A 12,972-nucleotide genomic window follows, 5' to 3' on the forward strand; every position below is an offset into this window, starting at 1 on the left:
TGGAGCGCCCGCCGGCCGTGTGGGAATGGTCACCTGTCGTCGCAGGTCAAAGGGTATGTGTGACAGTTACTTTCAGTAACCGAGAGTTTCGGACAACTTGTCGCTATCGGTCCGCGCGGGGTGCCGAGCGGCGCCGGCACCCCGCGGCCGGCTCAGCGCAGATCGCGTCGGCGGAAGGCGATGAGCCCCACGGCGATCCCGGCCAGCGCCACCACGAGCAACCAGGCGACGGGAACGAGGTCGAACGCCGCGCCGGGCAGCTTGGGCGGATGCACGAACGGCACCAGGTCCATCAGCCACTGCGGGAACGTGCCCAGCGAACCGAGCAGCAGGATGACGACGGTCGCGCTGAGCACCGCCCAGGCGAGCGTCGCGTACTTGGGCACCACGCCGAACAGCAGCAGCGCGATCGCGGTGATCACCCAGACCGCGGGCAGCTGCACCGCCACGGCCCCGAGCGATTCGCCGACCTTGCCCGCGATGTCGCCGTCCGTGCCACCCCACACGATGCCGATGCCGAGACCCGAAACCAGCAGGGCCACAGCGGGTCCGGCGATCGCGAAGAGCAGGTGGCTCGCCACGAACCCGGTCCGCCCGACGGCGGCGGCCAGTACGGTCTCGGCGCGTCCGGTGTTCTCCTCCTCGTGCAGCCGGAGCACCGACGACACCGAGTAGGCGGCCGCCGCCGCGGCGAGCATGGTGATCCCGTAGGCGATGAACGACTTCTCCAGGTCGGTCGAGCCACCCATGGAGGTGACCACGTCCTGCAGGGTGCCGCTGTCGCCGAGCATGCCGCCGATACTGTTCACGGCGCCCCCGATCAGCAGGCCGTAGAGGCCGAATCCGATCGTCCAGCCCAGCATCGACCCCCGCTGCAACCGCCACGCCAGCCCGACCGGACCGGCCAGCGCACCGCCCGCCACCGGCGGGCCGGGACGTTCGGCCAGCAACCCGGCGCCGAGATCGCGGGTGCGCAGCAGCTGATAGGCCAGCAGCGTCGCGCCGACCGCGACGACGGCCAGCGGACCGAGCACCCACCAGCGTTCCCCGGCGTAGGGCCGGATCTGCAGGCACCAGCCCAGCGGCGAGAACCACGACAGCACACCGTTTCCCGCGTCACCCACCGCGCGCACGGCGAACGCGGCGCCGAGCGCGCCGAGCGCGGCACCGCGCGCGATCCGCGCGCCGTTGCTCAGCTGTGCGGCCACCGCCGCGACGGCCGCCCACACCATGCCGGAGGCGGTCAGTGCCAGGCCCCAGGCGAGCGAACCCGCCATCGGCAGCTCGGCGGCCGACAGCGAAGCGGTGCAGGCGATTCCGGCGACGATGGACGCGCCGAAGGTGAGCAGCAGTGCCCCGGTGAGGCCGGCGAACCGGCCGATGCTGGTGGCCCCGACCAGCTCCGCGCGACCGGTCTCCTCCTCGACCCTGGTGTGCCGGATCACCGTGAGCACGGTGGCGATGGCGATCATCGAGTACATCGCCCCGGCCTTCCAGGTGCCGATGGAACCGAGCGAGGAACTGAACACCGGACCGTACATGGCGAGCAGCGCGGGGCTCGCCGCCGTCGTGGTCGCGAAGCTGTCCAGCTGCTGCTGGGTGGCGTAGAGGTCCTTGATCGAGACGATCTGCAGGGCCGGCATCAGCCCGATCAGCAGTGACCACAGTGGCGCGATGATCCGGTCGCGGCGCAGGAACAGGCGCAGCATCTGGCCCGTACCCGCGAATTCGCTCGCGGTCCTGGAGGTGTGCAGGACGCCGGGTGCGGCGGCGATGGTGGTCATGCCCGCACCGCCGCTTCGGTCGTCGGCGCGCCGTCGGCCTCGACGTGGTAATGGCGCAGGAACAGATCCTCGAGTGTGGGCGGCGCGCTGGTCAGGCTGCGTACCCCGGCGTCACCGAGAACCCGGATGAGCGCGCCGAGATTTTCGGCGTCGACCTGGCAGCGCAGTGTCGAACCGTCCCGTTCCACATCGTCGACACCTGGCAGCGCGCCGACATCGCCTGGGTCGCCGATCAATTCGGCGGTGATGGCCGTGCGGCTGAGATGGCGCAGCTGATCGAGTGAACCGGACTCGACCGTGCGTCCGGCCCGGATGATCGTCACCCGGTCGCACAGGTGCTCGACCTCGGACAGGATGTGGCTCGACAGCAGGACCGTCACCCCGCGGGCGGCGGCCTCGCGCACGCAGTCCTGGAAGATCTGCTCCATCAACGGATCCAGGCCCGAGGTGGGCTCGTCGAGGACGAGCAGATCGGCATTCGCGGAGAACGCCGACACCAGCGCGACCTTCTGTCGGTTGCCCTTGGAATAGGTGCGGGACTTCTTGGTCGGATCGAGCTCGAAACGCTCGATGAGGTCCGCGCGCCGGGTCTCGTCGATGCCGCCGCGCATCCGGGCGAGCAGGTCGATCGTCTCGCCGCCCGACAGCGATGGCCACAGCGTGACATCGCCTGGGACATAAGCGATCCGGTGGTGCAGGGCGACGGCGTCGGTCCACGGGTCGCGGCCGAACAGCGTCGCTTCGCCGCCGGAGGCGCGCAGGACGCCGAGCAGGACGCGGATCGTGGTGGACTTGCCCGCGCCGTTGGGGCCGAGGAAGCCGTGGATCTCGCCGGGACCGACCCGCAGGTCGAGGCCGTCGAGCGCGGTGAAGCGGCCGAAGTTCTTGCGCAGGTCACGCACATCGATGACCCGATCGGTGGTGGGGGAGGGCATCGTCTACTCCTCGCTGAGGCTGTCGAGCAGAGTCGAATCGGTCAGCATGCCCTGGGTGTAGAGCTCGAGTGCCGGGAAGGTGATTTCCTCGGAGAGTTCCCGAATCGCCTTGCGGTAGTCGAGCTTTCCCTCGCGCTGACTTCGCATCTGCAGATAGAGGTTCATGGCTCCGACATGGCAGAGCACGATGTATCTGGCCCGAGCCGCGGGATCGCGACTCGGTTTGAGCTGGCCTTCCTCGACGGCGGTCTGCATGTACTGCTCGGCGTCGGCGATCATGTGCTCGAGCAGCGATTCCGCCAGCGTGCCGCCGGCTTGGAAACTGCGCAGCATGTAGGCCACGAGCGGGGCGTACATCTCGATCTCGGCCATCGCGTTGAGCATCCCGGTGGGACCCGACGAACGGATGACGCGCAGCTTCTCGTCGCGGATGATCTCGAGCACGCGGTCGTCACAGGCGGCGCGCAGGCCCTCCTTGGAACCGAAGTGGTGGTTCACCAGGCCGGGGGAGACGCCGGCCGCCGCGGCGATCGCCCGGACGCCGACCCCGAAACCCTGGTCGCCGAACAGGTCGATCGCGCAATCGCGAATGCGGGCCGCGGTCGTCAGATCTGGGGAGGGTCCTTGCGGAACGGGCTGTTGGCTAAACACATGTTCAATATACTAAACGCCCGTTCAATCGACGAGCAAGAGTTTTTGTGACGCGAGTTTCGTCGGCGCCGTCGTCGGCCCGGACCGGGCTAGGGTCGAGGACATGGCTACCGGCACATCGACGACGGCAGAACATCTCCGCGCAGCGCTGGACGGACCGTGGCGCGCGCTCAGGGATCAGGCGCGAGCCCAGCTCGCGGACGAACGCTTCAGCGGCGACCCGGAACTCGACATCCACGCGGCCAGGGCCCGGGTGCTCGAGCAGATGAAGGTCATCGCGACCCTCGGCTACCCCGAACGCGGCTTCCGTTCCGAACACGGCGGCACCGGCGACCCGGGCGGGGCGGTCACCAGCCTCGAGATGCTGGCCTACGCCGATCTGTCGCTGTGGGTGAAATCCGGTGTGCAGTGGGGCCTGTTCGGCGGCGCGGTCGAGAACCTCGGCACCGAACGTCACCGCCAATACATCAAGCGGCTGATCTCCCTCGACCTGCTCGGCTGCTTCGCGATGACCGAATCCGGACACGGCTCCGACGTCGCGAACCTCGAGACCACGGCCACCTACGATCCGGCGACCCAGGAATTCGTCGTGCACACCCCCACCCCGTCGGCCCGCAAGGACTACATCGGTGGCGCGGCCGTGCACGCGCGGATGGCGGCGGTGTTCGCCCAGCTCATCACCGACGGGAAGAACCAGGGCGTGCACTGTCTGCTGGTACCGATCCGTGACGAGCTCGGCGCCGACCTGCCCGGCGTGACCACCTACGACGACGGCCTCAAGGGCGGCCTGCCCGGTGTCGACAACGGCCGCATCGTCTTCGACCAGGTCAGGGTGCCCCGGGAGAACCTGCTCAACCGGTACGCCGACGTGGCGCCCGACGGCACGTACAGCTCCGAGATCGAGAACCCCAGCCGCCGCTTCTTCACCACCCTGGGCACCCTGGTCCGTGGCCGGGTCAGCGTGGGTGGCGCGGCCGCCGCGGGCGCGCGGGTCGCGCTGAGCATCGCGGTCAGGTACGCGCTGGCACGCCGCCAGTTCGCCGATCCCGACACCGGCGCCGAGACGCTGCTGATGGACTACCGCAGCCATCAGCGCAGGCTGCTGCCGCTGGTGGCGAAGTCGTTCGCGCTGGCGTTCGCGCAGAACGACCTGGTGCGCCGGATGGACCTGATCCAGTCCGGGCGCGAGACCGATCCGGCCGCCCAGCGCGCGCTGGAGAAGCGCGCGGCGGGGCTGAAGGTCGCCCAGACCCGCCACGCCACCCGGGCCATCCAGGAGTGCCGCGAGGCGTGCGGCGGTGCGGGCTACCTCACCGAGAACCGCCTAGTCACGCTCAAGGCCGACACCGATGTGTTCACCACCTTCGAAGGAGACAACGTCGTCCTGACCCAGCTGGTCGCGAAGGAGCTGCTCACCGCCTACTCCGACGAGGTTCGCGACCTCGACGCGCTGGGCTGGGTGAGGTTCGCCGCCACCATGGCCGGTGACGTGGTGCGCAAGCAGACCGGAGTGCGCCAGCTGATCCAGACGCTGCGCGACCGCTCCGACGAATCCGTCGACGAGGGCGACCTGTCCAAGCGCGCGGTCCAGGTGCAGCTGTTCGCCGACCGTGAGGACTACCTGCTGCGCACGGCCGCGCACCGGTTGCGGGCCAGGGCCGCCGACACCGGCCCGTTCGAGGCGTTCAACAACGCCCAGGACCACATCCTGGCCGCGGGCTCCGCGCACATCGACCGGCTGGTGCTCGAGGAATTCGTCGACGGTATCGCCGAGATCGAGGACCCCGAGGCGAGGGAACTCGCCGAAACCGTCTGCGATCTCTACGTGTACGCGACGCTGGAAGAGAACCTGTCCTGGTACATCATGCACCGGTTCATGTCGGTGGAACGGGCCAAGGCGGTGCGGCGCGGCGTGAACGAACTCGTCGACCGGCTGCGCCCGGACGCGCTGACTCTGGTGGAGGCGATGGGCGTGCCCGAGACCATGCTGCGCGCCGAAATGCTGCACGACGCCAGCGTTTTCGAGCGCGCCTAGGTGCCGGCCCTGGCACGCGGCAGGCTCGCGAGCCCGCACAGCCCGATCGCTATGGCCGCGGCGGCCGCCGCCCCACCGAGCACATCGGTGGGGTGGTGGTAGCCGAGTTCGACCATGCCGGGGGTGATCACGAGCAGCGCGAGCACGGTGAGCACCGCGACCACGATCCGCGCCGTCGTGCTCGTCACCAGGCACGCGAACGTCGTCGCGACCGCCACCAGATGCGCGGTGTGCCCGCTCGGATAGGCGAGATAGTCCTCGATCCGCCTGTCCCACAACGGTTTCAGCAGCCAGGTGTTGATCGCCAGGATCACCTCGGGCACCACCAGCATGGTCACCGCGCACCGCCACCGCCGGTGCGCGGCGAACCACGCGCAACCGGCCAGCAACAGCAACAGGACCACCGGGCCGTTGCTCGGCGCGACGAGCACCTCGGCGACGCCGGGGGACAGCGCGGTCGTGACGGGATCGGCCACCGCGGTGTCGAGCGCGGTCGGCCCGCCATCGGCGGGGAACGTCAGTGGGAGCGCGACCGTGACCGCGGCGCCCGCGCCGATCGCCGTCGCGCGGGCCACGCCGACCGCGGGCGCGGGAGCATCGTCGAACACGCCCCGACGGTAGCGGAACCGATCAGGCCGGGCCGTAGGTGAGTACGGCGGTGACCACGAACCACAGCACCCAGACGATCGCCACGATCATGCCGATGGCGAGGGTGATCCGCAGGAACGCGCGACCGAAGTCGAGATCACCGCCGACGCGCGGGTACAGCTTCCACGGGCTGTACCAGGGCGCCACCAGACCGCGCGACTGCAGCTGCCGCTCGAGCTCGGCCTGTTCCTCGGCGTACTGCTCGGCCTGGGCCTGGGTCGGGCCGCCGTGCCACAGTGTCACGTCGATCGGACCGAGGAAACCCTCGTTGAGCAGATCCTGCGGGGCGGGCAGATACGGCAGGATGCCGAGGCCGCGGAACGCGATGGCGATGTCGTTGGCGGTCCAGCGATTGTGTTCCTTCTCGGCCAGCACCTCGAAGTACTGTTCGAGCCGGTGCGGGTCGTCGGTGACGATCACGTCGAAGCTGGGATCGCTCCAGCCCTGGTGCACATCGATCTGGGCGCCCGGCTGCGGCACGATCACCCCGAGACCGTGGACCGCGCGCTGGCCGAGCCCGCGCGCGGCCAGATAGTCCTGCAGCGCGAAGGTGTGCTCCCGTGACCGCTCCAGCGGGGTCGACTTCTCCCCACCCGCGAATTGCGCCAGCTCCCCGGAGACCATCCACGGGCCGTTGAGCGGGATCTCCAGCACGCCGTCCTGCGCCACGGTGAAGGTCTCCGCCTCGATCACCACGCAGCTGGTCGGCGTCCACACCACCGCGTCGAAATGGTGCAGGCGGTCGTCGTGGAACAGGCTGCAGTTGATGGTGGCGACGCCGTGTGGGCTGGCGGGATCCTTCCAGGTGCGCAGCCAGTCGATCAGTGCGAGCTCGGCATCGGTGCCTGCCGCATTCTGCACGCGCACGAGCATGGAGACCGCCCTTCTGGGTCGTTGGCGCCGCGGGCCGAGAACCGTTGGCGTACATCGTAGCTCGATGACGCGCCGATGCCGGTCAGGTCGGGGGTGGTGTTCAGCTCGGCTCGGCCTCGATCTTGCCCGCCTTGACGGCGGCGACCAACTCGGCGTGGTCGGCCTCGGTCCGGTCGGCGTAGCGCACCGCGAAGGCGGCGATCGCGTCGTCGAACTCCTCGCCGTCGTCGTCGAGGTAACCGGCCAGGGTGCGCGGGTCGAGCGAGCGGGCGTGCGCTCTGGCCAACAGGGCGCCGGCGAGCCGGCCGTAGTCGTCCAGATCGTCGGCCGACAGTTCCGCCGGATCGATGCTGCCCTTCAGATTGCGGAACTGGCGCACGATCACCGGGATCTGCCGGTCCAGGTGCAGGGTCGACCAGCCGAGCAGGATGTCGGTCTCGGATTGCACGCTGCGCGCGCCGACCACGATCCGCTCGCCCTCGTGCCGGGGCGCGGCCGGCGGGAGGAAGGGGGCCAGCGAGGACGGATTCGCCTGCTTGACCTGCAGCACCAGCGACTCGCCGTCGTTGCCGTGCAGCAGCGCCACATAGCTGTGCAGGCCCACGCTGCCGGTCCCGACGATGCGGAACGCGACGTCCGACACGGCGAACCGGGCCAGCAGATTGCGCCGCGACTCGCGGATGGTGCCCGCGTACCGCTCCAGCCCGTCGATCACCGCCTCGGCCACCTGCTCGTCGACGGCGGTCAGGATCGGCGGATCGCTGACGAAGCGGTGCTTGCTGATATCGGTCGTGTGATCGTCGAGCTGCTCGGTCCACTTCGCGACGACCTTGGCGCTGGTGTTCTTGCGCGCCTTCTTGGCGGCCTTCTTGAAGTCGTCGAGCAGATCCTCGGCCTTGGCCTCGGTCAGGATCGACTCGTCGTGCATCGCGGTCCACGACTGCAGGAACGGCATCTCGGCGAGGTCGGCGGCGGTGCGGCGGTAGGACTTGGCGGCATCGCGGGCGGCCCGCACACAGTCGTCGGCGTCGGCGCCGCTCTCCCGGCCCGCCAGTACGAGGCTGGCCGCCAGGCGCTCGAGATCCCACTCCCACGGACCGTGGATCGTCTCGTCGAAATCGTTGATATCCATGACGATCTCGCCGCGCTGGGTGCCGTAGAGGCCGAAGTTCGCGGCGTGGGCATCCCCGCAGATCTGGGCGGGCAGGCCGCTGTCGGGGCCCGCGGCGAGGTCGGCGGCCATGAGCCCGGCGGCACCGCGGAAGAAGGTGAACGGCGAGGCCGCCATGCGGCCGATCCGCAGCGGGATCAGCCGCTCGATCCGGCCCGCGTTGCTCGCCTCGACGAACTCGAGCACCGTCGGCCTTCGCGGGCTCTCGGCGGCCCGGTCGCGTGCGCTCACCGGCAGCCGGTCGCGGGCGGCGCGACCGCGCGCGCGGGCGTCCTCGGCGGAGACGTAGGAACGCAGATCTATACCACTGACGGACACAACCGCCCAGGTTAGCGGTCGGACCGGCGAATCGGCACCGCGAACCGCCCGGTGCGCGCCCGGCTGACGAGAAATCGGCGTGTGCGGATGGCGCGGGTGGGGGTAGGTGAGGTAAGCAGGGGCGTGGCAACCGAATCGGGAACGCCGAACACCAACGACACCGCATCGGGTGGCGTGTTCAGCGACCGCATCCTGACCGTGCCCAACGTGCTGAGCCTGCTCCGGCTGATCGGTATCCCCGTTTTCCTGTGGTTGATGCTGGTCGAGCGGGCCGACGGCTGGGCGTTCGCCTTGCTGATCGCCAGTGGCTTCACCGACTTCCTCGACGGGAAACTCGCCCGGCTGCTCGACCAGTCCTCGCGCCTCGGCGCGCTGCTCGACCCGCTCGTCGACCGGCTATACCTCGTGACGACACTCGTGGCGTTCGTCGCACGTGGGCTCATTCCGTGGTGGATCGCGGTGATCCTGATCGGCCGTGATCTGGTCCTCACGCTCACGCTGTCGGTGTACAAGCGGCGCGAGCTGCCCGCACCGGAGGTGATCTACCTCGGCAAAGCCGCCACCTTCGCGCTCATGTCCGCGCTGCCCTGGCTGCTCACCGGGGAGATGGACTGGGCGGGGGCGGGTTTCGGCTGGGCCTTCGGCTGGGCACTGCTGATCTGGGGCACCGCGCTGTACGTGTGGACCGGGGTGCTCTACGCGGGCCTGGCGGTCGCGGTCGCGCGATCGATACCGCCTGTGCCGCACCGTGGGAGCTAGCCGATACTGTTGCGTGCAACGTTCACGACGAAAGGACGTCCTGTGACCCGGACCCCTGAGGATCTGCGCTACACCGAGGAGCACGAATGGGTGCGGCGGACCGGCCCCACGGCGGTTCGTGTCGGCATCACCGACTACGCCCAGTCACAACTGGGTGACGTCGTGTTCGTCCAACTGCCCGACGTCGACAAAGAGGTCACGGCGGGGGAGAGCATCGCCGAGGTCGAGTCGACCAAGAGCGTGTCCGACATCTACGCCCCGCTGGGCGGCAAAGTCGTTGCGGTGAACGAGGATCTGGTGTCCGCGCCGGAGACGCTCAACTCCGATCCCTACGACGCGGGCTGGCTGTTCGAGCTCGCCTTCGACGATGCGGCGGCGCTGGATTCCGCCCTCGCCGAACTGCTGGATGCGGCGGGTTATCAAGGAGTTATCGGGGGCTGAACCAGCCTTCACAGTTCTCCCTGCACGGGTACGCCCCGGCAGGGTACGGTCAAAGCCAAGCGGATACGTCGGGGAATCGACGCCGGGAATCTTTTCCTGGCGATGGGATCGCGCCGGTCGTGTCGCCGAATACAGCACCTGCTTGCATGGATAATCAGGTTCGAGGAGGAGAGAAACGGTGAGCGAGAACAGGGACCCGGGTTACGGGGAGACCGCGGCCGAGACGACGTCGGTCTTCCGCGCGGACTTCCTCAACGAGGTCGACGCGTCGCGCTCCGGAGAGCCGACCGGCGAACAGCCGGTTCAGGGCGTCGAGGGCCTGCCGGTCGGCGCGGCCCTCCTGGTGGTCAAGCGCGGCCCGAACGCGGGCTCGCGTTTTCTGCTGGATCAGCCGACCACCTCGGCCGGCCGCCACCCTGACAGTGACATCTTCCTCGATGACGTCACCGTCAGCCGTCGGCACGCGGAGTTCCGTCAGGACGACGACTCGTTCCAGGTCGTCGATGTGGGCAGCCTCAACGGCACCTACGTCAACCGGGAGCCGGTGGACTCCTCGGAGCTGCAGAACGGCGACGAGGTCCAGATCGGCAAGTTCCGGCTGGTCTTCCTGACCGGTCCGCGTGCGCAGGCGAACGAATCGGCGTCGGGCGCGGGGTCGCGATGACCCCTACGGTGCTGGAGTCCGCGAAGGGCGCAGTGCTGTGACTGGGGCGGCGCAGTGGGCGCGCGGAGGAATGTCGATCGGCTCCGTGCTCGACCTGCTGCGACCAGATTTTCCTGACATCACCATCTCCAAGATCCGGTTCCTCGAATCCGAGGGCCTGATCCGGCCGGAACGCACGCCGTCGGGGTACCGCCGATTCTCGGTGGCCGACTACGAACGGCTGCGTTTCGTGCTGACCGCGCAACGCGATCAGTACCTGCCACTGAAGGTGATCAAGGAGCAGTTGGAAGCGATCGACAGCGGGGCGGCGACGCTGGGCGTGCGTGAGGCGCGCGCCCGTGCGCACTCCCGCCACGGCGCCGCGGAGACCGGGTCGTCGGTACCCGGCTCCGCGCGCACCGACAACGGCGGCGAGCCGGCGCCGCCGCGTCGCCTCGGCGTCGTGCCGGGCGAGATCACCCCGGAGGAACTCCGGGTCGAGGTCGGGGTCCGGCTCACGCGCGCCGACCTGCTCGACAAGGCGGGCATCGACGACCGGTTCCTCGACGACCTGGTGCGCGCGGGCCTCATCGTGCCCGGCGCGGGCGGCTTCTTCGAATCCGACGCGGTGACGCTGGCCAACGCCGCCAAATCGATGGCCGAATTCGGGCTGGAAGCCCGGCATCTGCGCGCGTTCAAGCTGGCCGCCGACCGGGAGGCGGCTCTGGTCGCCCAGATCGCGGCGCCGATCGCCAAGAGCCGCGACGCCGACGCGCGCGCGAGGGCCGAGGAGACCGTCCGCGAGCTGGCGGCGCTGTCGCTGAACCTGCACGCGGCACTGGTGAAGGCGGCCGTGCGCGCCGCGCTCGGCAACTGACACACCCGGGCGCCGGATTCGGTATCACCGGAGCAACACGCGGATTTCGGCTCGGCCGTCCCCGTTGCGCGGCCGGGAATTCGCCTAGACTCGTGTGTACGGCGAGCGGGGCAAGCGGTCGTGCCCGTCGGCGGCGAGTATTGGGAGGACAGGATGAGCGAGGTGCAGGCGTGAGTGAGATGCGCGTCATCGGCATCCGTGTCGAGCAACCACAGAACCAGCCCGTGCTGTTGCTGCGGGAGGCGGCGGGCGAGCGGTACCTGCCGATCTGGATCGGACAGGCCGAGGCCACAGCGATCGTGCTCGAGCAGGAGGGCGTCACCCCGATCCGTCCGCTCACCCATGATCTGATCAAGATCCTGATCACCGAACTGGGTCACACCCTCAAGGAAGTGCGGATCGTGGATCTGCAGGAGGGCACCTTCTACGCCGATCTCGTCTTCGACGGCGACCTGCGGGTCTCGGCCAGGCCGTCGGACTCGGTGGCCATCGCGCTGCGGGTCGGCTGCCCGATCTTCGCCGAGGAACCGGTGCTCGCCGAGGCGGGGCTCGTGATGCCCGACGAGCGCGAGGACGAGGTGGAGAAGTTCAAGGAATTCCTCGAGTCGGTCTCGCCCGACGACTTCAAGGCCACCGACAGCTGATTCACATCATGATCTTCTAGACCTGAAGTAGAGGTCGAGGGAATCGCCGCGTGCGGTGCTTGGTGGGACAACCCTGCGCGTCCGACAATGGCAGGAGTAATCTCGAAAGTCGGGCAACATCCGTCGTGACTCCGGTACTTCGAGAACGTCGGCAGAGCAAGGAGTGGTCAGTGGAAGAGCAATCGCAGGATGTGGTGCAGCCTGGCTTGTTCCCGGACGACTCGGTTCCGGACGATCTGGTGGGCTACCGGGTGCCGAGCGCGTGTCAGGTCGCCGGCATCACCTATCGTCAACTCGACTATTGGGCCCGCACCGGGCTCGTCGTGCCGTCCATCCGGGGCGCCGCGGGGTCGGGGAGTCAGCGGCTGTACTCGTTCAAGGACATCCTCGTCCTCAAGATCGTGAAGCGGCTGCTGGACGCGGGCATCTCTTTACAGAACATCCGGATCGCGGTCGATCACCTGCGCAGCCGGGGCGTCCCGGATCTGGCCGGGATCACCCTGTTCTCCGACGGCACCTCGGTCTACGAGTGCACCTCGCCCGAGGAAGTCGTCGATTTACTGCAGGGCGGGCAGGGCGTCTTCGGAATCGCGGTCAGCGGCGCCATGCGGGAACTGACCGGAGCGATCGCCGACTTCCCGGCCGAGCGGGCCACCGCGATCACCGACCGGCCCGAGGACGAACTGTCCTACCGGCGCAAGGCGCGGGAGAACCGCAAGACCGGCTAGTCCATACGTGACGAGCACTACACCCCCGGCGCGCCCCTGGTGGCGCGGCCGGGGGTTTGCTGCATCTAGACTCGGTACTGCGTCGCCGCCGTGCGGGAGAGTCCCGGGTTCAGCCGAGTCCGGGCGCCGAAGGAGCAGCACCTCCCCGTCAATCTCTCAGGCAACAGGGACCGCACGGTGATTCGACGCCTCTGGAAAGCGGTGGCATCCGGCTGCCCGCCCACGGGGAAAGGGGCACGGCCGCCTGCGGTCGGGTCACCGAATCTCTCAGGCGCCACGACAGAGGGGGAGGGCTGGAACCCGTGGCCCCCCCGGGCGCCCCCCCCCCCCCAGGAGGTGGCGGGCGCCCTGCACGCGATCCTGGGCGTGATCGCGCTGCGCGTTCTGCGGGATGGTGCTGTCGCCGAGAGTGATTCGGCGGGTATCGAGGTAGAGCGCCGATCTCCGCGCGGTGATGATGGCGTG

The 12,972-nt window shown here is 69.1% G+C and carries 13 protein-coding genes and 1 riboswitch; of the genes, 7 read left to right on the forward strand and 6 right to left on the reverse strand.

Features of this window, described 5'->3' with window-relative positions:
- Window positions 1-152: 152 nt before the first annotated feature.
- The 3 genes from QH270_RS21580 to QH270_RS21590 are packed head-to-tail and all read right to left on the reverse strand — an operon-like array spanning window position 153 to window position 3,370.
- Window positions 153-1,784: an ABC transporter permease gene (locus QH270_RS21580; RefSeq protein WP_280345410.1), complete on the reverse strand. Its 1,632-nt coding sequence runs from the start codon at window positions 1,782-1,784 to the stop codon at window positions 153-155.
- Window positions 1,781-2,719: an ABC transporter ATP-binding protein gene (locus QH270_RS21585; RefSeq protein WP_280345412.1), complete on the reverse strand. Its 939-nt coding sequence runs from the start codon at window positions 2,717-2,719 to the stop codon at window positions 1,781-1,783. Before QH270_RS21585 ends, QH270_RS21580 begins: the two co-directional genes overlap by 4 nt.
- A gap of 3 nt (window positions 2,720-2,722) precedes the next feature.
- Window positions 2,723-3,370, reverse strand: coding sequence for a TetR/AcrR family transcriptional regulator (locus tag QH270_RS21590; protein WP_280345415.1), 648 nt, complete (start codon window positions 3,368-3,370; stop codon window positions 2,723-2,725).
- A 103-nt stretch (window positions 3,371-3,473) separates the two neighbouring features.
- Here QH270_RS21590 and QH270_RS21595 point away from each other — a divergent pair, with 103 nt between their 5' ends.
- The gene (locus QH270_RS21595; RefSeq protein WP_280345417.1) at window positions 3,474-5,405 is read left to right on the forward strand and encodes an acyl-CoA dehydrogenase; all 1,932 of its coding nucleotides are present in this window, start codon (window positions 3,474-3,476) and stop codon (window positions 5,403-5,405) included.
- On the opposite strand, the gene QH270_RS21600 is transcribed toward QH270_RS21595, so the two are convergent.
- The 3 genes from QH270_RS21600 to QH270_RS21610 form a co-directional block, all read right to left on the reverse strand.
- Complete coding sequence (locus tag QH270_RS21600; RefSeq protein WP_280345420.1) at window positions 5,402-6,013, reverse strand: phosphatase PAP2 family protein; 612 nt, start codon at window positions 6,011-6,013, stop codon at window positions 5,402-5,404. The two genes, QH270_RS21595 and QH270_RS21600, sit on opposite strands and share 4 nt — an antisense overlap.
- 22 nt (window positions 6,014-6,035) lie before the next feature.
- A complete protein-coding gene (locus QH270_RS21605; protein ID WP_280345425.1) occupies window positions 6,036-6,914 on the reverse strand; it encodes a nuclease-related domain-containing protein in 879 nt (292 codons plus the stop codon).
- 112 nt (window positions 6,915-7,026) lie between these two features.
- A complete protein-coding gene (locus tag QH270_RS21610; RefSeq protein WP_280345427.1) occupies window positions 7,027-8,415 on the reverse strand; it encodes a DUF2252 domain-containing protein in 1,389 nt (462 codons plus the stop codon).
- Between the two features lie 123 nt (window positions 8,416-8,538).
- Here QH270_RS21610 and QH270_RS21615 point away from each other — a divergent pair, with 123 nt between their 5' ends.
- The 6 genes from QH270_RS21615 to QH270_RS21640 all read left to right on the forward strand — a co-directional run bounded on the left by QH270_RS21615 (window position 8,539) and on the right by QH270_RS21640 (window position 12,507).
- Window positions 8,539-9,174: a CDP-alcohol phosphatidyltransferase family protein gene (locus tag QH270_RS21615; protein ID WP_280345430.1), complete on the forward strand. Its 636-nt coding sequence runs from the start codon at window positions 8,539-8,541 to the stop codon at window positions 9,172-9,174.
- Between the two features lie 42 nt (window positions 9,175-9,216).
- Window positions 9,217-9,615, forward strand: a complete 399-nt coding sequence (gcvH, locus tag QH270_RS21620; RefSeq protein ID WP_280345432.1) for a glycine cleavage system protein GcvH — start codon at window positions 9,217-9,219, stop codon at window positions 9,613-9,615.
- A gap of 178 nt (window positions 9,616-9,793) precedes the next feature.
- A complete protein-coding gene (gene odhI, locus QH270_RS21625; RefSeq protein ID WP_110041099.1) occupies window positions 9,794-10,279 on the forward strand; it encodes an oxoglutarate dehydrogenase inhibitor Odhl in 486 nt (161 codons plus the stop codon).
- Between the two features lie 70 nt (window positions 10,280-10,349).
- On the forward strand, window positions 10,350-11,135 hold the full coding sequence (ftsR, locus tag QH270_RS21630) for a transcriptional regulator FtsR (protein WP_280345434.1): 786 nt from the start codon (window positions 10,350-10,352) through the stop codon (window positions 11,133-11,135).
- A gap of 170 nt (window positions 11,136-11,305) precedes the next feature.
- Window positions 11,306-11,779 (forward strand): bifunctional nuclease family protein, encoded by a 474-nt coding sequence (locus QH270_RS21635; RefSeq protein ID WP_019046780.1) that lies wholly within the window; start codon window positions 11,306-11,308, stop codon window positions 11,777-11,779.
- 170 nt (window positions 11,780-11,949) lie between these two features.
- A complete protein-coding gene (locus tag QH270_RS21640) occupies window positions 11,950-12,507 on the forward strand; it encodes a MerR family transcriptional regulator (protein WP_110041101.1) in 558 nt (185 codons plus the stop codon).
- Between the two features lie 83 nt (window positions 12,508-12,590).
- A riboswitch (glycine riboswitch) is annotated at window positions 12,591-12,690 on the forward strand.
- Window positions 12,691-12,972 lie beyond the last annotated feature (282 nt).

The organism is Nocardia neocaledoniensis (genome assembly GCF_029868625.1).
Lineage (GTDB): Bacteria > Actinomycetota > Actinomycetes > Mycobacteriales > Mycobacteriaceae > Nocardia > Nocardia neocaledoniensis_A.